23 protein-coding genes are annotated in these 24,777 nt (G+C 70.6%); 15 read left to right on the top strand and 8 right to left on the bottom strand.

The window, feature by feature from the left end; genetic code table 11:
- Position 1: 1 nt before the first annotated feature.
- The 3 genes from ptsP to KOL93_RS11255 are packed head-to-tail and all read right to left on the bottom strand — an operon-like array spanning position 2 to position 2,275.
- The gene (ptsP, locus tag KOL93_RS11265; protein ID WP_221585447.1) at positions 2–1,648 is read right to left on the bottom strand and encodes a phosphoenolpyruvate--protein phosphotransferase; all 1,647 of its coding nucleotides are present in this window, start codon (positions 1,646–1,648) and stop codon (positions 2–4) included.
- Positions 1,649–1,653: 5 nt separating this feature from the next.
- Complete coding sequence (locus KOL93_RS11260; protein ID WP_221585446.1) at positions 1,654–1,923, bottom strand: HPr family phosphocarrier protein; 270 nt, start codon at positions 1,921–1,923, stop codon at positions 1,654–1,656.
- A 43-nt stretch (positions 1,924–1,966) separates the two neighbouring features.
- Positions 1,967–2,275 (bottom strand): hypothetical protein, encoded by a 309-nt coding sequence (locus KOL93_RS11255; protein ID WP_260406509.1) that lies wholly within the window; start codon positions 2,273–2,275, stop codon positions 1,967–1,969.
- A gap of 106 nt (positions 2,276–2,381) precedes the next feature.
- On the opposite strand from KOL93_RS11255, the gene KOL93_RS11250 reads away from it, so the two are divergent.
- Complete coding sequence (locus KOL93_RS11250; RefSeq protein ID WP_308291624.1) at positions 2,382–4,304, top strand: BglG family transcription antiterminator; 1,923 nt, start codon at positions 2,382–2,384, stop codon at positions 4,302–4,304.
- Between the two features lie 31 nt (positions 4,305–4,335).
- On the opposite strand, the gene KOL93_RS11245 is transcribed toward KOL93_RS11250, so the two are convergent.
- Both KOL93_RS11245 and KOL93_RS11240 read right to left on the bottom strand, forming a co-directional pair.
- Positions 4,336–5,982 (bottom strand): phospho-sugar mutase, encoded by a 1,647-nt coding sequence (locus tag KOL93_RS11245; RefSeq protein ID WP_221585445.1) that lies wholly within the window; start codon positions 5,980–5,982, stop codon positions 4,336–4,338.
- Complete coding sequence (locus tag KOL93_RS11240; RefSeq protein ID WP_221585444.1) at positions 5,979–6,809, bottom strand: purine-nucleoside phosphorylase; 831 nt, start codon at positions 6,807–6,809, stop codon at positions 5,979–5,981. The genes KOL93_RS11245 and KOL93_RS11240 overlap by 4 nt, the downstream gene beginning before the upstream one ends.
- Positions 6,810–6,886: 77 nt before the next feature.
- Between KOL93_RS11240 and KOL93_RS11235 the strand changes: the two genes are divergently transcribed.
- Entirely contained in the window at positions 6,887–8,314 is a 1,428-nt protein-coding gene (locus KOL93_RS11235; protein WP_221585443.1) for an NAD(P)H-quinone dehydrogenase, read from the top strand.
- Between the two features lie 57 nt (positions 8,315–8,371).
- Here KOL93_RS11235 and KOL93_RS11230 read toward each other — a convergent pair whose 3' ends face one another.
- Positions 8,372–10,141, bottom strand: a complete 1,770-nt coding sequence (locus KOL93_RS11230) for an acetyl/propionyl/methylcrotonyl-CoA carboxylase subunit alpha (protein ID WP_221585442.1) — start codon at positions 10,139–10,141, stop codon at positions 8,372–8,374.
- Between the two features lie 90 nt (positions 10,142–10,231).
- Positions 10,232–10,873 (bottom strand): Maf family protein, encoded by a 642-nt coding sequence (locus KOL93_RS11225; protein WP_221585441.1) that lies wholly within the window; start codon positions 10,871–10,873, stop codon positions 10,232–10,234.
- 31 nt (positions 10,874–10,904) lie between these two features.
- Here KOL93_RS11225 and KOL93_RS11220 point away from each other — a divergent pair, with 31 nt between their 5' ends.
- The 6 genes from KOL93_RS11220 to KOL93_RS11195 all read left to right on the top strand — a co-directional run bounded on the left by KOL93_RS11220 (position 10,905) and on the right by KOL93_RS11195 (position 17,290).
- Positions 10,905–12,161, top strand: coding sequence for a class I SAM-dependent RNA methyltransferase (locus KOL93_RS11220; protein WP_221585440.1), 1,257 nt, complete (start codon positions 10,905–10,907; stop codon positions 12,159–12,161).
- A 38-nt stretch (positions 12,162–12,199) separates the two neighbouring features.
- Positions 12,200–12,874, top strand: a complete 675-nt coding sequence (locus KOL93_RS11215; protein ID WP_221585439.1) for a response regulator transcription factor — start codon at positions 12,200–12,202, stop codon at positions 12,872–12,874.
- Positions 12,861–14,153 (top strand): sensor histidine kinase, encoded by a 1,293-nt coding sequence (locus tag KOL93_RS16370; RefSeq protein ID WP_221585438.1) that lies wholly within the window; start codon positions 12,861–12,863, stop codon positions 14,151–14,153. The genes KOL93_RS11215 and KOL93_RS16370 overlap by 14 nt, the downstream gene beginning before the upstream one ends.
- Entirely contained in the window at positions 14,150–15,169 is a 1,020-nt protein-coding gene (locus KOL93_RS11205; protein ID WP_221585437.1) for a hypothetical protein, read from the top strand. Before KOL93_RS16370 ends, KOL93_RS11205 begins: the two co-directional genes overlap by 4 nt.
- Before the next feature lie 321 nt (positions 15,170–15,490).
- Complete coding sequence (locus KOL93_RS11200; RefSeq protein WP_221585617.1) at positions 15,491–17,062, top strand: acyl-CoA carboxylase subunit beta; 1,572 nt, start codon at positions 15,491–15,493, stop codon at positions 17,060–17,062.
- Positions 17,063–17,071: 9 nt separating this feature from the next.
- Positions 17,072–17,290: an acyl-CoA carboxylase subunit epsilon gene (locus KOL93_RS11195; RefSeq protein ID WP_221585436.1), complete on the top strand. Its 219-nt coding sequence runs from the start codon at positions 17,072–17,074 to the stop codon at positions 17,288–17,290.
- Between the two features lie 114 nt (positions 17,291–17,404).
- On the opposite strand, the gene KOL93_RS11190 is transcribed toward KOL93_RS11195, so the two are convergent.
- A complete protein-coding gene (locus KOL93_RS11190; protein WP_221585435.1) occupies positions 17,405–18,241 on the bottom strand; it encodes an endonuclease domain-containing protein in 837 nt (278 codons plus the stop codon).
- A gap of 229 nt (positions 18,242–18,470) precedes the next feature.
- Between KOL93_RS11190 and KOL93_RS11185 the strand changes: the two genes are divergently transcribed.
- From KOL93_RS11185 to KOL93_RS11155, 7 genes are all read left to right on the top strand, one after another.
- On the top strand, positions 18,471–19,199 hold the full coding sequence (locus KOL93_RS11185; RefSeq protein WP_221585434.1) for a biotin--[acetyl-CoA-carboxylase] ligase: 729 nt from the start codon (positions 18,471–18,473) through the stop codon (positions 19,197–19,199).
- A 115-nt stretch (positions 19,200–19,314) separates the two neighbouring features.
- A complete protein-coding gene (locus tag KOL93_RS11180) occupies positions 19,315–19,833 on the top strand; it encodes a PH domain-containing protein (protein ID WP_221585433.1) in 519 nt (172 codons plus the stop codon).
- Between the two features lie 45 nt (positions 19,834–19,878).
- Complete coding sequence (locus KOL93_RS11175; RefSeq protein ID WP_221585432.1) at positions 19,879–21,000, top strand: 5-(carboxyamino)imidazole ribonucleotide synthase; 1,122 nt, start codon at positions 19,879–19,881, stop codon at positions 20,998–21,000.
- A gap of 130 nt (positions 21,001–21,130) precedes the next feature.
- Positions 21,131–21,601, top strand: coding sequence for a 5-(carboxyamino)imidazole ribonucleotide mutase (purE, locus tag KOL93_RS11170; RefSeq protein WP_221585616.1), 471 nt, complete (start codon positions 21,131–21,133; stop codon positions 21,599–21,601).
- Positions 21,598–23,028, top strand: coding sequence for an LCP family protein (locus tag KOL93_RS11165; RefSeq protein ID WP_308291623.1), 1,431 nt, complete (start codon positions 21,598–21,600; stop codon positions 23,026–23,028). The genes purE and KOL93_RS11165 overlap by 4 nt, the downstream gene beginning before the upstream one ends.
- 88 nt (positions 23,029–23,116) lie before the next feature.
- Entirely contained in the window at positions 23,117–24,004 is an 888-nt protein-coding gene (locus tag KOL93_RS11160; protein ID WP_308291622.1) for an ABC transporter permease, read from the top strand.
- On the top strand, positions 24,004–24,765 hold the full coding sequence (locus tag KOL93_RS11155) for an ABC transporter ATP-binding protein (protein WP_221585430.1): 762 nt from the start codon (positions 24,004–24,006) through the stop codon (positions 24,763–24,765). The genes KOL93_RS11160 and KOL93_RS11155 overlap by 1 nt, the downstream gene beginning before the upstream one ends.
- Positions 24,766–24,777 lie beyond the last annotated feature (12 nt).

Genomic DNA, 24,777 nt, shown 5'->3' with positions numbered 1-24,777 from the left:
GTCACGCCGCGCCGCGCGCCGCCGTCTTGGCGGCGTCGGCGTTCGCGGTGCGCAGCGCGGCCTCGGCGATGCGCTTCGCGTCGTCGAGCGTGCGTGTGAGGAGCTCCGCGCGCACGTCGGCGAGGGCGGAGGGAGACATCGAGAGCGACTGCACGCCGAGCCCGACGAGCACGACGGCGAGCAGCGGATCCGCTGCGGCTTCCCCGCACACGCCCACGGGCTTGCCGTTCGCGGCGCCGCCGTCGGCGACCATCTTGATGAGGCGGAGCGCCGCGGGGTGCCACGGGCTCTGCAGGTGCGCGACGGATCCGAGCAGGCGGTCGGCGGCCATCGTGTACTGCACGAGGTCGTTGGTGCCGATCGAGGCGAAGTCGGCGGTCCGGAGGATCTCCTCGGCGAGCACGGCGCTCGACGGGACCTCGACCATGACGCCGACGGTCTTCAGCCCGAGCTCCTTCGCGAGCGCCGTGAAGTACTCCGTCTCGTCGACGGTCGCGACCATGGGCGCCATGACCCAGAGGTCGGCGTCGGTCTCGGCGTCGGCCTGTGCGAGCGCCGTGAGCTGGTCGCGCAGGACGTTCTCACGGTGCTGGAGGGCGCGGATCCCGCGACGACCGAGCGCCGGGTTCTCCTCGTCGGCGTCGGTGAGGAAGGGGAGGGGCTTATCGGCGCCCGCATCGAGCGCGCGCACGACGACCTTCCTGCCGGCGAACGCCTCGAGCATCTGCCGATAGCTGCTCTTCTGGCTCTCGACGCTGGGCGCCTCCTCGCTCGACAGGAAGAGGAACTCCGTGCGGAAGAGGCCGACGCCCTCGGCCCCGAGAGCGATCGCCTCGGCGGCGCCTTCGGGCGAGCCGAGGTTCGCGAGCAGGGGCACCGCCGTGCCGTCGGCGAGAGCCCCGGGAGTGATCGGCGCGTTCGCCACGGCCGCGCGGTCGGCCGCCCGCGCGGCGGCGTCGGCGAGCTGCGCGTCCGTCGGGTCCGCGATGACGAGGCCGTTCTCGGCGTCGACGATCACGGCCTGGCCATCGGCGAGATCCGCCTGGCCCGTGCCCACGACGGCGACGATGCCCTTCTCGCGCGCGAGGATCGCCGTGTGCGAGGTGGGGCCGCCCTCCGTCGTGACGACGGCGAGCACCTGGTCGAGGTCGAGTAGGGCCGTGTCGGCCGGCGCGAGGTCGGTGGCGACGAGGACGAACGGGTGCCCGGGCTCCGGCACGCCGGGGGCCGCGACGCCGCGCAGGTGCGCGATGACGCGCTGCGCGACGTCCGCGAGGTCGGCCGCGCGCTCGCCGAGGTACCCGCCCAGAGCGACCAGCTGCTCGGCGAACTCGGCGAACGCCGTGTGCACCGCGTGCTCGCCCGTCGCCCCCTGGTCGATCCTGGCGTGCACGGTCTCTTCGAGCGTCGGATCCTCGGCCATCATGGCCTGTGCCTCGAGCACGTCGCGCGCGGATCCGCCGGCGCGCTCGCCTCGTGCGTTGAGCTCGGCGGCGACGGCGGCGACGGCCTCCGCGACGCTCGCCTTCTCCTCGTCGGGGGTGCGTGTCGACGGCGCCTCCGAGGGCGGCGCCAGTCCGGCCGCCATGCGCGCGACGGGGCCCTGCGCGACGCCCTGCCCGATTCCGGTGCCGTGGATCTCGGGCATCGGGATCACTCCGCGTCCGTGTCGGTCTCGAGCATGGTCGAGAGCTGGTCGAGAACCGCGTCGGCGTTCTCGCCCTCGACGTTCAGCGTGACCACGTCGCCCGTGTTGGCGCCCAGCGAGATGACGCCCAGGATGCTCGCGGCGTTGACGGGTGCGCCCTCGCCCTTGCCGATCGTCACGGTCTGCCCCGAGTTCTTGGCCGCCTCCGCGAACAGCTTCGCGGGGCGCGCGTGCAGACCGTGGGACGAGGCGATGGTGACGGTGCGAGTGGCCATGATGGCTTCCTTTCGTGGTGGGGATCCGCGGTGTGCGGATCCGTCAGAGCATGTCCTGGACGAGCGCGAGGGCACGCGAGCCGTCGCGGTCGCGTGCGATGTCGGAGGGGAGGACGGCGACGGGCACGCCATGGCCCCCCGCCACGGCGCGCACGGTGTCCGCGCCGTCAGGGAGGTGGGAGCCGAGCAGCACCGCATCGGCGCCGCGGATCGTGTCGGCGAACGATGCGAGAGGCTGCGCGGACGCGGCGAGAGCGAGCCCGGACGCACGCGCGGCACGCTCGAGGCGCGCCGCCACGAACGTGCTCGATGCGCCTGCTCCGCACACCACCAGGATCTTCATCGATCTCATGTCTCCTTCTTCCCACTCATCCTGTTCCTCGGCAAGGGTTCTGGCAATGGCAGGCAGTTTCCGCCCCCTCCGGAAATCTGCGGCGAGCGGGTGCTTGACTGGTGCGGTGACGAGGACAAGACAGGCGCGCATGCTCCGCGTCCTGCTGCGTCGCTCCGACTGGGTCACGGCAGGGTCCCTCGCCGACCACCTCGGCGTGACGCAGCGCAGCATCCGCTCGTACGTGACGAGCATCAACGAGCGCACGCCCGGAGGCGATGCGATCGAGTCGGGACCGCGGGGATACCGGGCGACGCCGGTGGCCGCGGAGATCGCCGAGCCCGAGGCCGAGCGGGGCAGCCCCCGGGAGCGGATCCATGCCCTGATCCGGCGCCTGCTCGATGCGCAGGACGGCGTGGACGTCTACGAGACCGCGCTCGAGCTGCACGTGAGCAGCGGCACGGTCGAGGGCGATCTGCGACGCATCCGCGGCATGCTGGCCGGCACCGACCTGTCCTTCTCGCGGGAGGCCGCCGTCATCACCCTCGAGGGGCCCGAGCTCGCGCGGCGCCGGTTCCTGAGCCGCGTGGTCGACGACGTCCGCGACGAGGGGGCCCACGGGGACGACGCGATCCGGCGTGCGGCCGAGCAGGTGGGCTTCGACACGTCGTCGTTCGCCTCGGTCGGGGGAGATCTCCTCACGGGGCTGCGCGACAGCGGCTTCGCCGTCAACGAGCTCGCGGCCGACGACGTCGCGCTCCACATCGTCATCGCGGCGGACCGGACGGCGCGCGGGCACGCGCTCGACCCGCGGACGGACGCCGGGGAGCAGCGAGCGCGCGTGGCCGGCATCATCGACGGCATCGCCCGCGAGCGTCTCGGCGTGCGTTTGGGCGCGGGCGACCTCGCCCACCTCGCCGCGCTGACGCTGCTCTCCGTCGTGGAGCTGCGCCCGGCCGACGTGGCCGACGTGGATCCGTCCGTGGCGACGGCCGTCGCCGACGCGCTGTCGCGGGCGGCGCGCACGTACGGCGTCGAGCTGTCGGACGAGCGGTTCGCGACGCGCCTCGCGCTGCACGTGCAGAACCTGGTGGAGCGAGCGGCCGAGCAGCTGCGGTCGCGGAACCCCATGACCCGGTCGCTCAAGTCGGCGTCGCCGATGGTGTTCGAGATGGCCGTCTCGATCTCAGGAGATCTGTCCGACGCGCTCGGCGTCGCGATCCCCGACGATGAGATCACCGACATCGCGATGCATCTCGGCACGACGCTCGAGGTCGACCGGTCACCGGCCGACAAGCTCACGGCGACGATCGTCAGCCCCGGGCTCGAGGAGATGCGACAGCGCCTGAGCCAGAGCGTCGTGCGCGCCCTGGGACACGAGATCGAGGTCACGGACGTCGTGAGCCGACACCTCGCCGGCGGAGAGGCGACCACCGATCTGGTCCTCTCGACCGTCGACCCGCCCACGCGGCATCCCGGTGACGCCGAGCGGGTCGTGCGGATCACGCCGTTCCTCTCGGGCCGCGACATCGACCGCGTCGCCGACGCCGCGAACCGCGTCCGCCGACAGCGGCGCCTCAGCGGACTGCGCGCCGAGATGGCGCGCTGGTTCGTGCCCACGGCATTCGTCCGCGACATCGATGCCGCGAGCCCCGACGACGTCATCCGCCAGCTGGGAGCGGCGCTCCGGCGGGAGGGCATCATCGATGACGCCTACATCGAGAGCACCATCGAGCGCGAGCGTCTCTCATCGACGGCGTTCACCGAGCACCTCGCCGTCCCGCATGCCCTGACGATGTCGGCGGCGCGCACGGCGATCGCCGTCGCGGTGAACGAGCAGGCGATCGAATGGGGTGTCGACCGCGTGCGGGTCGTCGCACTCGCGGCGTTCAGCGAGTCCGACCGCGCGGCCTTCCAGACCGTCTTCGAGCAGTTCGTCGACGTGTTCGCGGATCCCGACAACGCGCGCCGCATCGCACGCCGCGGCGTCGACCTGCCGAGCTTCCTCGCCGAGCTCGCGGCGCTGATCGACGAGCCCGCGCGCGGGTGACCGCGGGTGACGCGGTAGAGCCGCCTTCGCGTCACGCGAGGTAGGCGCGGACCGATGCCTCCAGAGCCGTCAGACGCGTCTGCGCGTCCGCCGCGCTCGAGCCTCGGACATCGAGGTACGCCTTGAGCTTCGGCTCCGTGCCGCTCGGCCGGAAGATCACGCGCGAGCCGTCCGCCAGCAGATAGCGCAGGATGTCGCCGCCCGGCGCGCCATCTGCCGGGTGCAGCAGGTCGTCGGCGCGCTCGACGTCGGCGTCGCCGAAGGCCGTCGGCGGGTCCGCTCGAAGCTCCTCCATGGTGCGCGCGATGATCGACACGTCCTCGACGCGGATCGACACCTGGCCGCTCGCGACGTGTCCGATCTCGGCGGCGAGCTCGTCGAGCAGCTCGGCGATCGTCGCGCCCCGACCGCGCGCCTCGGCGGCGAGGCCGAGCACGGCGACGGCGGCCGAGATGCCGTCCTTGTCGCGCACCGTCTCGGGATTCACGAGGTACCCGAGAGCCTCCTCGAAGCCGAATACCATCCCCGGTGCCCGCGAGATCCACTTGAACCCGGTGAGCGTCTCGTGCCAGTCGAGGCCGAATCGATGGGCGATCGCGCCGAGTCCCGGCGATGAGACGAGCGAGCACGCGAGCGAGGCGCCGGGGGTGCCCTGCGCGGCGCGGGCCGCGCGCAGACCGAGCAGGAGGCCGAGATCGTTGCCGGTCAGTCGGCGCCACCCGTCCGATGTCGGGATCGCGACCGCGACGCGATCGGCGTCGGGGTCGTTCGCGATGATGAAGTCGGCGTCCGTCCGCCCGGCGATCTCGTAGGAGAGGTCCATCGCTCCCGGCTCCTCCGGGTTCGGGAACGAGACCGTGGGGAACGACGCGTCGGGGGCGATCTGCCGCTCGACGAGGTCGGGGAGCGGGTAGCCGGCGCGCTCGAGCACGGCGCGCATCGTCTCCCATCCCACGCCGTGCATCGCCGTGTAGGTCCAGCGCATGCCGTCGGCGCTCGCGGGGGCGGGCGCGACGGCCGCCGTCGACGCGATGTACGCCTCGACGACGTCCTCGTCCGCGATGCGGTAGTCGCTCGCGCGCGGGAGATCGGCGACCGAGCCCTCGTCGGCCACGGCCTGGATCTGCGCCGCGATCGCGGCGTCGGCCGGTGCGACGATCTGGGCGCCGCCGTCCGCCCCGCCCAGGTACACCTTGTAGCCGTTGTCCTCCGGCGGATTGTGGCTCGCCGTCACCATGACGCCCGCATCGGCGCGCAGGTGGCGGACCGCGAAGGCGAGCACGGGCGTCGGCAGCCGCCGGGGGAGGAGGACGGCGTTCAGCCCGGCGCCCTGGAAGAGCTCCGCGGAGTCCTGGGCGAACACGTCGGAGTTCTTCCGGCCGTCGTATCCGATGACCACCGTGGGTGCGGAACCGTCGCCCTGGGCCGTCAGATAGCGGGCGAAGCCGGCGGCCGCCTGCGCGACGAGCACGCGGTTCATGCGGAGGGGTCCCGCGCCGATCGCGCCGCGGAGCCCCGCCGTGCCGAATTGCAGGCGTCCGGCGAAGCGCGAGGCGAGATCCGAGGCCGCCGCCTCGTCGCCCGCCTCCACCCGCGCGAGGAGCTCCTCGAGCTCGGCGCGGGTCTCGGGGTCCGGATCCTGTGCGAGCCAGGCGCGCGCCTCGTCGACCGTGCTCACCGGATCCGCCCGATCACATCGGCGAGGAGCTGCGAGATGCGCGACTCGGCGGCCTGCCCCGCCTCGATGACCTCCTGGTGGCTCAGGGGCGTCGGCGAGATGCCGGCCGCGAGGTTCGTGATGAGGGAGAACCCGAGCACCTCCATGCCCGCCTGCCGCGCCGCGATCGCCTCGAGCGCCGTCGACATGCCGACGATGTGGCCGCCGAGGGTCTTCGCCATCTGCACCTCGGCGGGGGTCTCGTACTGCGGGCCGCGGAACTGGCAGTAGACGCCCTCGTCGAGCGACGGATCCACCTCGCGCGCGACGTCGCGCAGGCGAGAGGAGTACAGGTCGGTCAGATCGATGAACGTGGCGCCCTCGAGAGGAGAGTCGCTCGTGAGGTTCAGATGATCGCTGATGAGCACCGGCTGGCCGGGCGACCACGCGCCCTTGATGCCGCCTGCGCCGTTCGTCAGGACCATCGTCTTCGCGCCCGCCGCGGCGGCCGTGCGCACGCTGTGGACGACTCGGCGCACGCCGTGGCCCTCGTAGTAGTGGGTCCGCGCCCCGATCACGAGGACGTGGCGCCCGTCGGGCGTGCGCACACTGCGCAGCGTGCCGACATGGCCCTCGAGTGCGGGCTTCGAGAAGCCCGTGACCTCGGTCGCGGGGATCGTCGCGACCGTCTCGCCGACCAGCTCCGCGGCGCGGCCCCAGCCGCTGCCGAGCGTCACGGCGAGATCGTGCCGATCGACGCCCGTCAGGCGGGCGATGTCGGCGGCGGCGTTCTGCGCGACCTCGAAGGGATCGGCGGGGAAGTCGAGCGGGTGCGGCTCATGCGTCATGAACACACGATAACGACGCCCGCCCGAGATGACACCGCACGTCGAATCCCCGGGAGGGGATGGGGAACAATGGACGCATGACCTTCGACTTCGAGCGCAAGCAGCGGATCGCGATCATCGGCGGCGGGCCCGGCGGATACGAGGCGGCGCTCGCCGCCGCCCAGCTCGGCGCCGACGTCACGCTCGTCGAGAGCACGGGAGTCGGCGGATCCGCGGTCCTCACCGACGTCGTCCCGTCGAAGACCCTGATCGCGACGGCCGACGCGGCCAGCGCGATCGACGACGCATCGAGCCTCGGCGTGCAGTTCTATGCCAAGGGCGAGACGGGAAAGCCTCTCAAGCCCGAGGTCGCGATCAACCTCCTCGCGGTCAACAAGCGGATCCTGGCGCTCGCGGGGCAGCAGTCGGAGGACATGCGCGAGCGACTCATCGAGGCCGGTGTGCGCATCATCCCCGGCCACGGCCGCCTCGAGGACGAGGACGCGATCGTCGTCTCGACCGGACCGGGCGGAACCGACTTCGACCGCATCGAGGCCGACACGATCATCGTGTCGGTGGGCGGTTCCCCGCGCGAGCTGCCGAGTGCGAAGCCCGATGGCGACCGCATCCTCACGTGGAAGCAGATGTACAACACCTCTGCCGTCCCGAAGCACCTCATCGTGGTCGGATCCGGTGTGACGGGCGCCGAGTTCGCCTCGGCCTACATGAACCTCGGATCGAAGGTGACGCTCGTGTCGAGCCGGGAGCAGGTGCTCCCCGGTGAGGACCCCGACGCCGCGAAGGTGCTCGAGAAGGTCTTCACCCGCGGCGGCATGACGCTGCTCGCGAAGTCGCGCGCCGACCGCGTCGAGAACACCGGGAACGGCGTGACGGTCACGCTCTCCGACGGATCCACGGTCGAAGGGTCGCACTGCCTCATGGCCGTGGGATCCGTGCCGAACACCCGGGGACTCGGGCTCGAGGGGGCGGGCGTGCAGCTCGCGGAATCGGGCCACATCCTCGTGAACAAGGTCGGCCGTACGTCGGTCCCGAACATCTACGCGGTCGGCGACTGCACGAACCTCGTCCCGCTCGCATCGGTGTCCTCGATGCTCGGGCGCACGGCCGTCTTCCACGCCATGGGCGACGCGGTGATCCCGTTCGCCGAGCACAAGATCGCGTCGAACATCTTCACATCGCCCGAGATCGCGTCCGTCGGCTGGACCGACGGCGATCAGGCGGTCGAGCTGAAGCTCGACCTCGAGGAGAACCCGCGCGCCAAGATGATGGGCGTCAAGGACGGGTTCGTGAAGCTCTACGCGCGCGAGGGCTCCGGCACGATCATCGGCGGCGTCGTCGTCGCCCCCAAGGCGTCCGAGCTGATCTTCCCGATCGCGATCGCCGTCGACCGCCGCCTCACGGTCGATCAGCTCGCCCGCGTGTTCACGGCCTACCCGTCCCTCGCCGGCTCCATCACCGACGCCGCCCGCGCGATGCACGGCGTCGACCTGCGCGGCGAAGCCTGACGCGAACGAGAAGGCGCCGCCCCGATCGTCTCGGGGCGGCGCCTTCTCGTTCGCGCGTCAGACGATCTGCAGCAGCTGGTGTCCGGAGCTCACCGTCTGGCCGACGGGCGCGTTGATCGCCGCGATCGCGCCGTCCTTGTGGGCGTGGATCGGCTGCTCCATCTTCATCGCCTCGAGCACCAGCACGAGGTCGCCGGTGACGACCTGCTGGCCTTCCTCGACGGCGACCTTGACGACCGTGGCCTGCATCGGCGACGTCAGCGCGTCGCCCGAGGCTCCGCTCGAGACGCCCGACGCCTGGTGGCTGCGCCGCGACGGCGGAACGGCCGCGGGGCGACCCGAGGATCCGGAGGGCTGCGTGATGTGGTCGGGCAGGCTCACCTCGATGCGCTTGCCGCCGACCTCGACGACGACGCTGTGGCGCATCTCGGCGGCGCGCGGGTCCTGAGCCTCGCCGTCCCACGGGGCGATGTCGTTCTCGAACTCGGTCTCGATCCAGCGCGTGTAGACGCCGAACACTCCCGACTCGGCCGTGAAGGCGGGGTCGCTCACGACGACGCGGTGGAAGGGGATCACGGTGGGCAGGCCGGCGACCTCGAACTCGTCGAGCGCGCGACGCGAGCGCTCGAGCGCCTCTGCGCGATCCGCGCCCGTGACGATGAGCTTGGCGAGCATCGAATCGAACGCGCCGCCGATCTCGTCTCCTGCCGTGACGCCGGAGTCGACGCGGATGCCCGGGCCGCCCGGTGCCTTGAACGCGTGCACCGGACCCGGCTGGGGGAGGAACCCGCGCCCGGCGTCCTCGCCGTTGATGCGGAACTCGAACGAGTGACCCTTCGGCGTCGGGTCGTCGTAGTCGATCGTGCCGCCCGACGCGATGCGGAACTGCTCGCGCACCAGGTCGATGCCCGTGACCTCTTCGCTCACGGGGTGCTCCACCTGCAGGCGGGTGTTGACCTCGAGGAAGGAGATCGTGCCATCGGCGCCGACCAGGAACTCGCAGGTCCCCGCGCCGACGTAGCCGACCTCCTGCAGGATCGCCTTCGAGGCGTCGTAGAGGATCCGGTTCTGCTCCTCGGAGAGGAACGGCGCGGGGGCCTCCTCGACGAGCTTCTGGTGGCGACGCTGCAGCGAGCAGTCGCGCGTCGAGATCACGACGACGTTCCCTGCGCTGTCGGCGAGGCACTGCGTCTCGACGTGGCGCGGCTTGTCGAGGTACTTCTCGACGAAGCACTCGCCGCGGCCGAAGGCTGCGACGGCCTCGCGCGTCGCCGACTCGAACATCTCGGCGACCTCGTCGTACTCGCGCGCGACCTTGAGTCCGCGTCCGCCGCCGCCGTGCGCGGCCTTGATGGCGATCGGGAGGCCGTGCTCCTCGGCGAAGGCGATGACCTCGTCGGCCGTCTCGACCGGGCCGGGCGTTCCGGGGGCCAGCGGGGCGCCGACCTTCTCGGCGACGCGGCGGGCCGTGACCTTGTCGCCGAGTGACTCGATGGCCTCGGGGCTCGGACCGATCCAGATGAGGCCCGCCTTCATGACGGCCCGAGCGAACCCGGCGTTCTCGGCGAGGAAGCCGTAGCCGGGGTGGACGGCGTCGGCGCCGGAGCGGCGCGCGACGGAGAGGATCTTGTCGACGACGAGGTACGTGTCAGCGCTCGTGGTTCCGTCGAGTGCGTACGCCTCGTCGGCGAGACGAGCGTGCAGCGCGTCGCGATCCTGATCGGCGTAGACGGCGACGGATGAGATTCCGGAGTCGCGGGCCGCACGAATGATGCGGACGGCGATCTCTCCACGGTTGGCGATGAGCACCTTGCGGATAGAGGGCATGGATTCGAGCCTAGCCAGCAGACACCCTCGCGATTTAATCGACCTCTACAACAAACCGGCCTGATCGTGTGCGATCTCGCACGAGCGCCGTCAGGGGAGGCGATTCCAGAGCGACGTCCACTCGACGCCGAGCTCGCGCACGAGACGCCGGACGGTCGACAGCGACATGCCGACCACGGTCGACGGGTCGCCCTCGACGCGCTCGATGAAGGCGCCGCCGAGGCTGTCGACGGTGAACGCTCCGGCGACCTCCAGGGGCTCCCCCGTGGCGACGTAGGCGGCGATCTCGCGATCGGTGACGTCGGCGGCGAACGTCACGGCCGCCTCGGCGACGGCGTCGGCCGCGACCAGAGATCCGTCCGCGACGCGGATCACGCAGTGGCCGGAGTGCAGGACGCCCGTGCGCCCGCGCATGCGCTCCCAGCGCCGCACGGCGCGGTCGGGCTCGTGGGGCTTGCCGTAGATCGCGCCGTCGAGTTCGAACATCGAATCGCCGCCGATGACGAGTCCGTCGAAGCCCTGGGCGGCCAGGCGCTCGCCGACGTCGCGCGCCTTGCGCTGAGCCAGGAGGAGGACGTGCTCATGCGGCGGCAAGGTGCGCCCCTCGGACTCCTCGACGGCGGCGACGGCCGCGTCCTCGTCGACCTGCGGCGCCTCGAGTCGCGGCTCGATGCCGACCTGGCGCAGGAGCATCCGACGGGCGGGCGAGGTCGAAGCGAGGCACACATCCATACGCACAGCCTAGGAGTGAGACGATGACGGGATGCAGACTGGGGACATCGTCGAGCTCGACATCACCGGCGTGGCGCACGGCGGCGTCTTCGTCGCACGGTACGGGCAGACAGGAGACGAGCCGGGCTTCGTCGTGTTCGTGCCCGACACGCTCCCCGGCGAGCGGGTCCGCGCCCGCGTCACGCAGGTGAAGAAGTCGTTCGCGCGCGCGGAGCTGCTCGACGTCGTCGACGCCTCGCCCCACCGCCGACCGCACATCTGGCGCCAGGCGGACGTCGATCAGGCGCCCGAGCGACGTCCGGGCGGAGCCGACTTCGGCCATATCCAGCTCGACCAGCAGCGTGTGCTCAAGCGCGGCGTCCTCGAGGACGCGTTCGCGCGCTTCGCGGGCGGATCCGTGCCCGTGACGATCGAGCCCGCCGGCGCCGACGAGGATCCCTCGGGTGCCCGCTGGCGCACACGCGTGGGGCTGCACGTCGACGCCGAGGGGAACGCCGGCCCGTTCGCGGCGCGGAGCCATGACGTCGTCGAGGTCGCCGACCATCCGCTCGCGACCCTCGAGATCGAGCAGGCCGCCCTCGCGCTCGGACGCGAGCAGCCCGGGCGCATCGAACTCGTGCAGCCGGCTGACGGTCGGGTGCGCGTGGTGCGGAGGCCCGAGAGGCGTGGGCGCGGCAGGGCCCCGCGGCCCGAAGTGGTCACGGAGCAGGTCGGCGGCCGCGAGTTCCGTGTCGATGCGGCAGGCTTCTGGCAGGTCCACCGTCTGGCGGCGACCGCCCTCGACGCGGCGGTGCGCGATGTCCTCGCGACTCTGCCCGCCGAAAGCGATGCGCATCATCTCGACCTCTACGGCGGCGTGGGGCTCTTCGCGGCCGCTCTCGCCGATCAGGGCGACCGGGCGCGGGTCACCACCGTCGAGTCCGCGGCGCGGGCAACGCAGCACGCGCGCGACAACCTCGCCGACCTCGACGTCGAGGCCGTCACGGCACGCGTCGAGCGGTTCGCCGATGTCCTCGCCGCCGAAGCCACGGCCGACGAGCGCGCGCGGATCTCGCGGGGCGTCACGCTCCTGGATCCGCCTCGATCCGGGGCGGGGGAGCAGGTCGTCCAGCGCATCGCCGACCTCGATCCGCAGGCCGTCGTCTACGTCGCCTGCGACCCCGTGGCGCTGGCGCGCGACGTCGGCACGTTCCGGCAGCGGGGATACGATCTCGACTCCGTCCGGGGGCTCGACCTGTTTCCGTCGTCGCACCACATGGAGGCCGTGGCGGTGCTCCGCCGCTCCTGAACCGGTTTTCCGCACCGGTCGGCGCTAGCCTGAGTCGCATGACGACGGCGGCGCTGATCGACGACCACGAATCCGTGAGGCTCGGCCTCGAGGCCGCTCTCGCGCGCGACGGCGTCTCCGTCGAGTTCACGGGAGCGACGGTCGACGAGTACGCGCGCTTCCGCCGCGACGCCGGTGCGGCACCCGTCGACATCGTGCTGCTGGATCTCACGCTCGGCGACGGGAGCACCGTCACCGAGAACGTCATGCGTCTGGCGTGCGAGTCGGCGGTGATCATCCACTCCGTCGCCGATCGTCCGGGGACCGTGCGCGAAGGACTCGCGGCGGGCGCCGTCGGGGTCATCAGCAAGGCGTCGCCTCTCGAGGACGTCGTCTCCGCCGTGCGCACGGTGGCGAGCGGTGAGCCGCTCGACAACATCGAGTGGGCCAGCGCGATCGAGGGCGACACGGCCTTCGCCGACGCGCAGCTGTCGAAGCGCGAGCGCGAGGTGCTCCGACTCTATGCTGCGGGCCTGCCCCTCAAGGTCGTCGCGGACCGCCTCGGCGTCGCCTACTCGACGGCGAAGGAGAACATCAGTCGAGTGCGCGCCAAGTACGTCGACGTCGGGCGCCCGGCGCCGACGAAGGTCGACCTGCTGCGACGCGCCGTGGAAGACGGCATCGTCGCCTCGCTGGACGGGGATCCGTCGGAGCAGGCGCGTGCAGGACGATGATCGCGCGCTGACGCCGGGGGTCGCCGCCCTGGCCGCCGAGGTGGCCGGCAGCGAGACGATCGAACGCGCGTGGAGCCGTGTCTCGCGCGAGCGCGACGACCCGACAGCCCGCCTCGGGTTCACACGCACGCGCATCGAGCGCGCGATCCAGCTCGCCTTCGCGGCGGGCGCACTGGTCATGGGTGTGCAGGCGTACTCGCTCGCGCTGCGGGACGTCGCCGACAGCCTGCCGCTCGTGCCGCTGCTGGCCGTGATCGTCGCGGCGAACGCGGCCGCCGTCGTCGCCTGCGTCATCGGCCGCGGGACGCGGCTCTTCTGCGGCGTGTTCGCGGGGATCTTCCCCGTTGCGATCGTCGTCTGGGGGCTCAGCGCGTCGACGAGCCGAGACACTCACGCGCAGGAGCCTTGGCACTACTACCTGCTCACGGTGGCGACGGCCGCGGCGGTGATCGCGGCTCCCCTCTCATGGCAGCTCGTCTCGGTGCTGGGCATCCCCCTGCTGTTCGCGGCGAGCCGGCTCGTGCGCGCCAGCGGCGCCGCCGAGTACTGGGTGCAGATGCTCTATGACGTGTCGATCGCCCTCCTGCTCGGTCTCGGACTCTTCGTCATCGCGTGGGTGCTGCGCGGGATCGGATCCAGTGTGGATCGCGCGCGCATCGCCGCGGTCGACTCGTACACGGAGGCGGCAGCCGTCGAGGCCGCGGAACGCGAGCGGATCGAGGTCGCCGGTCTCATGCACGACAGCGTGCTCGCGGCGCTCATCTCGAGCGCCCGCGCAGAGGGGGATCGCTCAGGCGAGCTCGCCGTGAAGATGGCGCGTGAGGCACTCAACCGCCTTGCCGACGCCGATCACGACGCGCCCATCGGCACGAACGAGCCCGTGGGGGTCGCCTCGGTCGCCGAGGAGCTGCGCGTCGAGATCCAGCGCCTCGGTGCGCCGACCGATGTCGTGACGACGCCAGACGACGCGGTGCGGATTCCCGCGCGCGCGGCCCGTGCACTCGTCCTCGCGGCGACGCAGGCGGTGGCGAACGCCGTCCAGCACGCCGATGCGCAGGGGCTCGAGGTCACCGTGCGCGCCGCGGACCGCGGTGTGCGCGTGATCGTGCGCGACAGGGGGCCCGGATTCGATCTCGACGACATCCCCGCCGACCGTCTGGGGATCCGCGGGTCGATCTACGCCCGCGTCGCGGCCGCCGGCGGGCACGTCGACGTCGATGCCTCGGCGCATGGCACGGTCGTGACGCTGTCCTACATCGACGAGGAGGATCCATCGTGAAGGTGCGCGCGGCGCTGTCGCTGCTCGCGGGCGCCTTCGTGCTGTACTTCGCATTTCGCGGGCTCATCACGCACGTGCCCTTCACGGGCCCGCCGCTCGCCTTCGCGTCCGTCTTGCTGTTCGTCGCAGCAGCGGCGCTCGCTCTTCTCGCCCCCGGCCGCGCGTCGGCAAACGAGCTCCGCGGCGGTCCGAGCCGCATGCCGCTCTGGGCGGCGATCGTCTGCGTCGTCGTCGCGGGAGCCCTCCCGATCCTCTCGACGGCTCAGCACGATCACGCGCACGGTGTGCACACCCCGCATGTCACGTGGTACATCGGCGCAGGCGGAATCCTCGCCACGATCGTCTGCGCGCGTCGCCGACCGGTGGTCGCGTGGGTGGGCACAGCCGCGCTGGCGGTGACGTCGATTCTCGGCGTCGGCGACGTCGTCGATGCGCTCCTGGCGGGACTGGTGGGGTCGGTGATGTGGGTGATACTCGCCCAGATGCTCGTCGCATTCACCGACCGCGCACACCGCGACACGGCTCGGCTCGCGCTCATCCAGCACCAGTCCTCGGCCTGGCGAGCGGCACAGGAGACCAGCAGGCGCGAGCGTCGCGAGCGCGTGCAGCTCGCGATCGGCGTCGCGGGCCCGATCCTCGCGCGCGTGATCGACTCGCAGGGGAGCCTGACCGACGCGGAGCGCGCCCAGGCACTGACCGCCGAGGCCACGCTGCGCGACGAGCTGCGGGGGGCGAAGCTCCTCGATGCCGAGGTGCGCCGGGTGATCGCGGAGCGCCGTCAGGCCGGATCCGTCGTGTCGCTCTACGACGAGGGCGGCCTCGACGAGCTCGAACGCGACGCGCTGTCCCGCGTACGGGACGAACTCGCCGCGACGCTCCGGCGGGCGACGTCCGAGCGGATCATCGTGCGCACCTCGCGACTGCCGGAGACGGCCGTCACGGTCGTGGGGCGCGGATCCGGCGGAGACGCCGACGTCGAGCTGTGGCACGAGATCGCGCGGCCCGTGCACGTCTGAGACGAGAGAGGTCCGGGGCGGCGATGCTGCCGCCCCGGACCGGAACGCAGAGCGGTTACCCGAAAACCGTCCGCTGTGGAGCCTGTCTACCTCCGCCTACCCTGGAGCGGAAGCGACGGCGAACGCTGAGCGTCCACCACCCACGCTAGACACATCGTCGACGCCTGTCAGTCGGCCTTTCGGGGGACAAAACCAGCGCATCCGCGTGCGTGATCGGAGTTCGTGGCGGATAAGAACACAGGATTCGCGGATCCGTTGTGCACGTCCGCCAAGGGTGTCGGGTATCGCGCGGATAGGGTGGAACGCGTGACCGAACCCGACATGTCGACCACCGCGGGCAAGATCGCGGATCTCCGCGCCCGCTACGCCGAAGCCGTCGTCGAGCCCGAGAAGAAGGCTCACGAGAAGCAGCACGCGAAGGGCAAGCAGACCGCCCGCGAGCGCATCGAGCAGCTCATGGATCCCGGCAGCTTCGTCGAGCTCGACGAGTACGTCCGCCACCGCACCACGTCGTTCGGAATGGATCGCTCGCGTCCGTACGGAGACTCGGTCGTCACGGGCATCGGCACCATCCACGGCCGCACCGTCGCCGTGTACTCCCAGGACTTCTCGACGTTCGGCGGGTCGCTCGGCGAGGTCGCCGGCGACAAGATCGTCAAGGTCATGAAGTTCGCGCTGCAGGGCGGCATGCCGATCATCGGCATCCTCGACTCAGGCGGCGCGCGCATCCAGGAGGGCGTGCTGGCGCTCGGCAAGTACGCCGAGATCTTCCGCCTCAACACCCAGGCCTCGGGCGTCATCCCGCAGATCTCGATCGTCATGGGCCCCGCCGCCGGCGGTGCCGTGTACTCGCCCGCGCTCACCGACTTCGTGATCATGGTCGACAAGACGAGCCAGATGTTCGTCACCGGCCCCGACGTGATCAAGACCGTCACGGGCGAGGACGTCGGCATGGAGGAGCTCGGCGGCGCGCACACGCACAACACCCGCTCGGGCGTCGCGCACTATCTCGCCGACGACGAGGAGGACGCTCTCGACTACGCGCGGACCATGCTCGGCTATCTCCCCGACAACAACATGGCGGACCTGCCCGACTACACCGCCGACTTCGAGCTCGAGACGACCGATCTCGACCGCGAGCTGAACGGCATCATCCCCGATTCGCCGAATCAGCCGTACGACATCCACGAGGTCATCTCCCGCGTCGTCGACGACGGCGAGTTCCTCGAGGTGCAGCCGCTGTTCGCGCCCAACATCGTCGTCGGCTTCGGCCGCATCGAAGGGCGCTCCGTCGGCGTCATCGCGAACCAGCCGCAGCAGATGGCCGGAACGCTCAACATCGAGGCGGGCGAGAAGGCCTCGCGCTTCATGCGCTTCTGCGACGCGTTCTCGATCCCGATCGTCACGCTCGTCGACGTCCCCGGCTACCTGCCGGGCACCGACCAGGAGTGGACCGGCGTCATCCGCCGTGGCGCGAAGCTGCTGTACGCCTACGCAGAGGCGACGGTCCCTCTCGTCACGGTGATCCTCCGCAAGGCATACGGCGGTGCGTACATCGTCATGGGATCCAAGCAGCTCGGCGCCGATGTGAACCTCGCGTGGCCGACCGCCGAGATCGCCGTCATGGGCGGCCAGGGCGCCGTCAACATCCTCTATCGCGGAGAGATCAAGAAGGCGGAGGCGGCAGGAGAAGACGTCGCCGCCGTCCGCGCCAAGCTCGCCGACGAGTACACCTACAACGTCGCCAGTCCGTTCCTCGCCGCCGAGCGCGGCGAGCTCGACGGGGTCATCGAGCCCGCCCACACGCGCGTCATGGTCGCCAAGGCGCTGCGTTCGCTGCGCCACAAGCGCGCCGAGCTGCCGCCCAAGAAGCACGGCAACATCCCGCTCTAGGAGAGCATCATGACGATCTTCGATCCCGGCGCGAGCGCGCCCGCGGTGCGCATCACGGGCGGCAACCCGACAGACGAGGAGCTCGCGGCCGTCGTCGCCGTCGTCTCCGAGCACTATGCGCAGGAGGCGCAGTCGGCCACTGCCGAGGAGCGCCGAGTCGACAGCTGGTCGCGCTCTCGCCGACTCCGTCGCTACGCCCGCCAGCCCTGGGGCCGCTTCGCCGGGTGACGTGATTGCGGTCGCCGTCGCCGGTCGCGAGACGCTGACGATGCGCCGAACCGCTGGCGATTCCGGTCGATTTCGCGCCGTTTCGACGAATCGTCAGCGGATCGGCGCACGCCATCACCTCGCGAGACCCTGGGCGATTGCGCGGCGGATGTCGCGCTCGACGACGGCCCAGCAGTGCATGACGTCGTAATAGCTGAAGCGCAGCACGGTGTATCCCATCGACGTCAGCTTTCGATCGTGCGCGAGATCCTTGCGCCGTTGCGCCGTGTCGCGATGGAAGGCGTAGCCGTCGAGCTGGACGACAAGGCGGCGACCGATCAGCGCATCAACCGGCTTGCCCGCCAGGCGCACCTGCTGGACGACCGCGATCTCTGCGCGTCGGCACCTCGCGACGAACGTCGATTCGACGCCCGAATCCGAGAGAGGACCGACACGGCTCGCGAGGTCGCGGGCGGCAAGCGACGTCCACGTGAGGCGGCCGAGGTGCTCGGGCGTCGCGAGGCCCTCGTGGACAGCCGACTCCCACACCGCGAACGCGGGCACCTCCGGCAGGCAGGTCGCGATGTGGGCCAGCACGTTCTCGATCGGATCCACGAGTCGGCGCGCCGGTCTCGCGACCACGGGCTTCGTGCGGTGAGAGATCGCATCGACGGGTGCTTCGCTCGCGACCGGGGACACGCCGATGTGAGGTATCGCATGGCCCTCGATCTCCGGCGGAACCCAGAGCCCGTACCGGTCGAGTGCGCTCGTGCACGTCACCACTCCGCCGACCCGAGCCGCTTCTCGGATGTCGGCCCGTGCATCGGGCAGGACCAGCCACTTCCGTCGCAGCTGGAGGATCCCTTCGTGACGCTGCGCGGAGAGGATCCCTCGGGCCGTCCAGCCATCGTCGAGGAGGTCGGCTCGATGACGCCACCCGCCGTGGCGTGCGAGCGCGGCTCTCAGTTTCATGCGGTCCTCTTCCATCGTTGCGAACTGCTGATGATGCGCCGAGGCTCTGGCGAAATCGGTGTCCCGAGCGGATCTCGACGAATAGCCAGCGGCTCAGAGTGCGTGCCGACCAGCGTGCCGACTCCGCGGAGTGCTCGCCCGGCGCGGGGACGGGGCGTTGTGGAAAGAACTCGCGGATCCGCGGATGTGCACACGCTGCCCCGCGGTGACGCGCCGTAGGCTCGAGCACATGTGGTCGCTTGCTGAATCCGTGTCGCCGCGCGTCGTCGACGTTCCGCACACCGGATCCACGAACGCCGATCTCGTGCCGCAGGCGCCAGCCTGGCGGCACCTGGGCGTCCTGCTCACCCGCGACCAGCGGGGCGGTCGCGGCCGGCTCGATCGCGCGTGGCAGACGGCTCCCGGAACCGCCCTCGCGATCTCGGTGGTCCTGAAGGTGGGCCGGATCCCCGTGGCGCGTCGCGGCTGGATCCCCCTGATCTCCGGCACGGCCATGGCGGAAGCCGTCTCCGCGCAGCTGCCCGCCGCGGGCGTGAAATGGCCGAACGACGTGCTCGTCGACGGCCGGAAGATCTGCGGGATCCTCGCGGAGGTCGCGGATCCCGACACGGTCGTCGTCGGCAGCGGCGTCAACACGCGCATGACGGCGGAGCAGATGCCCGTCCCGACGGCGACGTCGTTCGCCGCGAAGGGTGTCGACGTCGACGAGGACCGCCTGCTCGCCGACTACCTGCGGCGCCTCGGTGAGCTCGTCGCCCAGCTTGAGCGCGGATCCGTGCGGGACATCGTGCGAGAGCACTGCATCACGATCGGGCAGGAGGTCACGGCGCATCTTCCGGGCGGCGACGCGCTCGTCGGCACGGCGGTCGACCTGGACGAGCACGGCAGGATCGTCATCGACGCGGGGGAGCGCCACGCGCTCTCGGCGGGCGACATCGTTCACCTCCGCCGCGCCTGACGCGCCGGCTCCGCGCGGGTGGCGGACTCGTCGGGGTGCGCCGGACCGGCACGAGATCGTCGGTGCCTCGGGACGTCGAGCGCCGGTTCCTCTCCGCACGCGCGACAATGGAGCCATGACCGACGAGACCCCGCCGCAGCAGGAGCTGCGGATCGCGACGTTCCGCGGATCCGCCGCAGGGCTCACCTGGTCGGCGCTCGTGCTCATCGCCGTGTCGGGCGCGACGGGGTACTTCCTCACGAACCTGCCGGATCCGTTCGAGGACTGGATGCTGCTCCTCGCGGCGGTCGTCGTCGTCGGCGGTCTGGTCGTCGTGCCGTGGTGGCGGTGGGCGTCGCGGCAGTACGTGCTGACGACGCGGCGGGTGATCGTCACGCGGGGTCTCGTCATCCGTCACCGCCGCGAGCTGCTGCACACGGCGGGGTACGGCACGGAGCTGTCGCGGGGGCCGCTGCAGCGGCTCGCCGGCACCGGCACGCTTCGGCTGTCGTCGGGGGAGACGATGATCGAGCTGAAGAACATCCGCACCCCGAAGCTCGTCGGCGAGGCGCTCGCGGATCAGGTCGAGATTGGGCAGATCCTCGCGCATCGCGCGGCGCAGCAGCAGGCGGCGGATCCGTACCTCGACCACTGACGGGCGCCGACGTGCGCGCGTCGGGGAACCTGAGATGATGGACGCATGACGAAGCGTGTCGGCGTGATCGGTGGCGGGCAGCTGGCCCGGATGATGATCGCTCCCGCGATCGAGCTCGGAGTGCAGATCCGAGTTCTCGCGGAGCAGGACGGGATGTCGGCGCAGCTGGCGCAGACGGCGGTCGGCGACTACCGCGACCTCGACACCGTGCGCGCCTTCGCTCGGGACGTCGACGTCGTCACGTTCGATCACGAGCATGTGCCGCAGGAGGTGCTGCGCGCGCTCGTCGCAGATGGCGTCGCCGTGCACCCCGGTCCCGACGCGCTGCAGTTCGCGCAGGACAAGCTCGTGATGCGGCAGAAGCTCGCAGACGTCGGCGCGCCGCAGCCCGACTGGGCGGGCGTTCAGACGCGCGACGAGTTGCAGGCCTTCATCGACGATCACAGCGGCCGCGCGGTCGTGAAGACGCCGCGCGGCGGGTACGACGGCAAGGGCGTGCGCGTGATCGCCGAAGCGTCCGAGGCCGACGACTGGTTCGAGGCCTTCGCCGGCGAGCCGATCCTCGTCGAGGAGCTCGTCCGCTTCCGTCGCGAGCTCGCACAGCAGGTGGCGCGCCGCCCGAGCGGCGAGATGGTGCCCTACCCCGTCGTCGAGACCGTGCAGCAGGACGGCGTGTGCGCCGAGGTGTTCGCGCCCGCGCCGAATCTGGGCGAGCGGGCGGTTGAGCTCGCCGCCCGGATCGGCACCCAGATCGCCGACGGCCTCGGCGTGACCGGCATGCTCGCGGTCGAGCTGTTCGAGACGACCGACGAGCGGCTTCTCGTGAACGAGCTCGCGATGCGCCCGCACAACAGCGGCCACTGGACACAGGACGGCGCCGTCACGAGCCAGTTCGAGCAGCACCTGCGCGCTGTCCTCGATCTTCCCCTGGGATCCGCGGACGCCCTCACCGACGCGACCTGCATGATCAACATCCTCGGCGGCCCCGAAGGCGTCGACATCGACGAGCGGTTCGCCGTCGCGATGGAGGCGCACCCGGGTGCCAAGATCCACACGTACGGAAAGGCGTCGCGTCCCGGACGCAAGGTCGGGCACGTCAACGTGACGAGCGACGACATCGCCGACGCCGCCTACGTCGCTCGCGCCGCGGCAACGTACTTCGACTGACGACGGAGCTCCCGGCATCGTGAACGCCGACGCACACCTCCCGCGCGCGGCGCTCACAGGGGAACACAAGGCCGTCGCCTACCCTGGCATGGTGCTGCACTCGTCTGAAGCGCCCCTCGTCGGCGTCGTCATGGGATCCGATTCCGACTGGCGTGTGATGCAGGATGCATCCGCGGCCCTCACAGAATTCGGCATCGACCACGAGGTCGAGGTCGTCTCCGCGCACCGCACGCCCGACAAGCTGGTGGCCTACGGCCGCGAGGCACGCGGTCGCGGACTGCAGGCGATCATCGCCGGCGCCGGCGGAGCGGCGCACCTGCCGGGAATGCTCGCCTCGCTCACCGCGCTGCCCGTGATCGGCGTGCCCGTGCAGCTGAAGACCCTCGACGGGCTCGACTCGCTCCTGTCGATCGTCCAGATGCCGGCGGGTATCCCCGTGGCGACCGTGTCGATCAACGGCGCGAAGAACGCGGGCCTCCTCGCCGCTCGGATCCTCGGCGCGGGCGACGCCGCGATCGCGGACCGCGTCGAGGAGTACGCGCGCGATCTCGAACGGCAGGTCGAGGAGAAGAACCGACGCCTCAAGGACTCGCTGTCGTGACGGTCGCTGCCGACCGCGTGGCAGCCCCGGCCGGGTCGCTCCTCGAGCAGTCCCCGCTGCGCACGCCCGATGTCTCCGACCCGACGCTGATGACGCGCCGCGGCTGGTGGCTCGTGATCCTCAACTTCCTCCTGCCGGGATCCGCCCAGTCGCTGGCCGGCAATCGGAAGCTCGGCAGGTTCGGCCTCGGCGCGACGATCCTCATGTGGGTGCTGCTCATCGTCGGCGTGCTCGGCGTGCTGCTGTGGCGGTCTGCGGTGATGTGGTTCCTTCTGCGGCCGTTCACCCTCATCGCGCTCGGGGTGATCGTGGCCCTGTACGCCGTGCTGTGGGTGATCCTGTCGATCAACACGATCCGACTCGTGCGCCTCGTCAAGACATCGCGCCCGCAGAAGGCCTTCATCGCGGTGCTCGCGATCGTGCTGCTGATCCTGCAGGGCGCGACGGGTGCGCTCGCGGCCCCGCGGCTCTTCGCCGCGGGCGGCGGCATCGGCACGCTGTTCAGCAGCTCGGCTCCCGTCGTGCCACCGAGCGACGGCTACTACAACGTGCTGCTCCTCGGCGCCGACTCGGGCGAGGGGCGCGATTCGATGCGCTTCGACAGCATCTCGGTGATCTCCGTCAACGCCGACACCGGTGCCGTGACCATCACCGGGATCCCGCGCGACCTGCAGCACTTCCCCTTCAGCGAGGGGAGCCCCATGACCGAGATGTATCCGAACTACTTCGAGGGACAGGCGGATCCGGCGTGCGGATGGGACAGCGGCATCAACCAGCTCACCAATGCCGTGTCGTTCTGCCGTGAGGACGGCGGTGCGAGCCTCTACCCGGACGCCGAGAAGCACGGATCCGAACCCGAGATCGAGGCGACGAAGGACGCGGCCGAGGGACTGCTGGGCATCGAGATCCCGTACTACGTCATGATCGACATGCACGGCTTCGCCGCGCTCATCGATTCGCTCGGCGGCGTCGAGATCACGGTCGACGAGCGCCTTCCCGAGGGCCCGGGGCCGTCGTACGAGGGACAGCCCGCGGAGGAGTGGGCGACCGGCTGGATCGAGCCCGGCGAGCAGCACATGGACGGCGAGACGGCGCTCTGGTACGCCCGTTCGCGGTACACGACGAGCGACTGGGACCGGATGGAGCGCCAGCGTGAGCTGCAGGCGGCGGTCATCAGCCAGATGACCCCGCAGAACGTGCTCGCGCGCTTCCAGGAGGTCGCGCGCGCCGGAACCGACGTGATCCGCACGGATGTGCCGCAGGGCCTGGTGTCGACGTTCGTCGACCTCGCGGTGCTCGCGCGCGACCAGCCGGTCACCACGATCGAGCTGAACCCCGACGCGGGCGTCGATCAGGAGTGGCCGGATGCCGCGGCGATCCAGCAGATGGTCGACGAGGCGCTGCACCCCGAGGGCACCGCGGAGTGAACGGCCCGGCCGCTCCCAGGATGGATTCCGGTGGAGCGATAGGATCCAGTGTGACTTTCTGCGGCCGAACGATGCGAGGCACGATCCAGTGACGACGATAGATCTGTCGAACTTCGATGTCCCGGGGCGCAGCCGCGGCCTCGCCGATGTGCTGCGGTGGCGCTACCTGCTCTCGGTCCTCGTGCGCAAGGGCATCTCGACCCGCTACCGCAACTCGGCGCTCGGCTGGACATGGTCGTACGTCAAGCCGCTGATTCAGTTCTTCATCTACTGGGCGGTCATGGGGTTCATCTTCGGGATGGACCGCGGGCTCGACAACTACCCGCTCTATCTCTTCTCCGGATTCATCACGGTCAGCTTCTTCAACGAGGCGTTCGGCAACGCGACGACGGCGGTCGTCGACAACAAGGCCCTCGTCAAGAAGATCTACCTGCCCCGCGAGCTCTTCCCGATCTCCGCGATCATCGGCGCGTTCATCCACTTCCTGCCGCAGCTCGCGATCCTGCTCGTCGTGGCCCTCGTCTACGGCTGGGTCCCCAGCATCGCGGGCATCGGGGCGATGCTCCTCGGCCTGCTGATCGTGGGCATGGCGGCGCTGGGCCTGGGGCTCTTCTTCGCGGGGCTCAACGTGCGCTTCCGCGACGCGCAGAACTTCGTCGAGGTGCTGCGCCAGCTCGCGACGTGGGCCTCTCCCGTGCTGTACACGTGGCAGCTCATCCAGGAGTTCATGCCGGGATGGGTGTTCTACACGTGGCTGCTCAACCCGATCACGGTGTCGGTCGAGCTGTTCCACTTCGCCTTCTGGGAGCCGACCGTCGAGCCCTTCGACGCGAAGACCAACCCTGAGGGGTGGGCCGGGTTCGCACCGCACTTCGAGTACTTCACGCTGGGAGCGATCCTGCTCTGCGTGATCTTCCTGATCGTCGGCCAGCTCACCTTCCGACGCTTCGAACGCACCTTCGCCCAGGACCTGTGATGTCGAACACTCTCGAGCAGACCAGCACCACGCCGCCGTCGATCATCGTCGACGGCGTCACGAAGCGCTTCCTCAAGCGCAACACGCACTCCTTCAAAGAGGCGTTCGTCAGCGCCGTCAAGGGCAAGAAGGTCCGGGCCGATCAGTTCGCGGCTCTCGACGACGTCAGCTTCCAGGTCGGCGAGGGCGAAGCCGTCGCCGTGCTCGGCTTCAACGGCTCGGGCAAGTCGACGACGCTCAAGCTGGTGTCCGGCGTCATGGAGCCCGATGCGGGCCGCGTGTTCACGCGCGGACGCGTCGCGGGGCTCATCGAGGTCGGCGCCGGCTTCCACCCGGAGCTGTCCGGCCGCGAGAACGTCTACCTCAACGCCGCGATCCTCGGCATGACGAAGAAGGAGACCGACGCGCGATTCGACGACATCGTCGAGTTCAGCGAGATCGGCGACTTCATCGACCAGGAGGTCAAGCACTACTCGTCGGGCATGTTCATGCGCCTGGCCTTCGCGGTCGCGATCCACGTCGATCTCGACGTGCTCCTCGTCGACGAGGTGCTGTCGGTGGGCGACGCGCCGTTCCGTGAGAAGTGCAACGCCAAGCTCGAGGAGCTCACGCAGAAGGGCGTCACGATGCTCATCGTGAGCCACAACATGTCGACCGTGAAGAAGCTCTGCAGCCGCGGCATCGTCATCCACGAGCACAAGGTGCTCTTCGACGGCCCGATCGGCGAGGCCGTCAAGGTCATCCGCGACACCCCCCACTGAGGGGGCGGCTCG

This window comes from Microbacterium salitolerans (genome assembly GCF_019720895.1).
Classification (GTDB): Bacteria; Actinomycetota; Actinomycetes; order Actinomycetales; family Microbacteriaceae; genus Microbacterium.
The sequence above is the reverse complement of the archived record's forward strand: the minus strand, read 5'-3'. Positions and strand labels throughout refer to the sequence as shown.

Bases quoted from the DNA above. Each gene is read 5' to 3' on its own strand.
- ptsP (WP_221585447.1), bottom strand. From the start codon at position 1,648: ATGCCCGAGATCCACGGCACCGGAATCGGGCAGGGCGTCGCGCAGGGC.
- KOL93_RS11260 (WP_221585446.1), bottom strand. From the start codon at position 1,923: ATGGCCACTCGCACCGTCACCATCGCCTCGTCCCACGGTCTGCACGCG.
- KOL93_RS11255 (WP_260406509.1), bottom strand. From the start codon at position 2,275: ATGAGATCGATGAAGATCCTGGTGGTGTGCGGAGCAGGCGCATCGAGC.
- KOL93_RS11240 (WP_221585444.1), bottom strand. From the start codon at position 6,809: ATGACGCATGAGCCGCACCCGCTCGACTTCCCCGCCGATCCCTTCGAG.
- KOL93_RS11235 (WP_221585443.1), top strand. From the start codon at position 6,887: ATGACCTTCGACTTCGAGCGCAAGCAGCGGATCGCGATCATCGGCGGC.
- KOL93_RS11230 (WP_221585442.1), bottom strand. From the start codon at position 10,141: ATGCCCTCTATCCGCAAGGTGCTCATCGCCAACCGTGGAGAGATCGCC.
- KOL93_RS11225 (WP_221585441.1), bottom strand. From the start codon at position 10,873: ATGGATGTGTGCCTCGCTTCGACCTCGCCCGCCCGTCGGATGCTCCTG.
- KOL93_RS11220 (WP_221585440.1), top strand. From the start codon at position 10,905: ATGCAGACTGGGGACATCGTCGAGCTCGACATCACCGGCGTGGCGCAC.
- KOL93_RS11215 (WP_221585439.1), top strand. From the start codon at position 12,200: ATGACGACGGCGGCGCTGATCGACGACCACGAATCCGTGAGGCTCGGC.
- KOL93_RS11200 (WP_221585617.1), top strand. From the start codon at position 15,491: ATGTCGACCACCGCGGGCAAGATCGCGGATCTCCGCGCCCGCTACGCC.
- KOL93_RS11195 (WP_221585436.1), top strand. From the start codon at position 17,072: ATGACGATCTTCGATCCCGGCGCGAGCGCGCCCGCGGTGCGCATCACG.
- KOL93_RS11190 (WP_221585435.1), bottom strand. From the start codon at position 18,241: ATGAAACTGAGAGCCGCGCTCGCACGCCACGGCGGGTGGCGTCATCGA.
- KOL93_RS11185 (WP_221585434.1), top strand. From the start codon at position 18,471: ATGTGGTCGCTTGCTGAATCCGTGTCGCCGCGCGTCGTCGACGTTCCG.
- KOL93_RS11180 (WP_221585433.1), top strand. From the start codon at position 19,315: ATGACCGACGAGACCCCGCCGCAGCAGGAGCTGCGGATCGCGACGTTC.
- KOL93_RS11175 (WP_221585432.1), top strand. From the start codon at position 19,879: ATGACGAAGCGTGTCGGCGTGATCGGTGGCGGGCAGCTGGCCCGGATG.
- purE (WP_221585616.1), top strand. From the start codon at position 21,131: ATGGGATCCGATTCCGACTGGCGTGTGATGCAGGATGCATCCGCGGCC.
- KOL93_RS11155 (WP_221585430.1), top strand. From the start codon at position 24,004: ATGTCGAACACTCTCGAGCAGACCAGCACCACGCCGCCGTCGATCATC.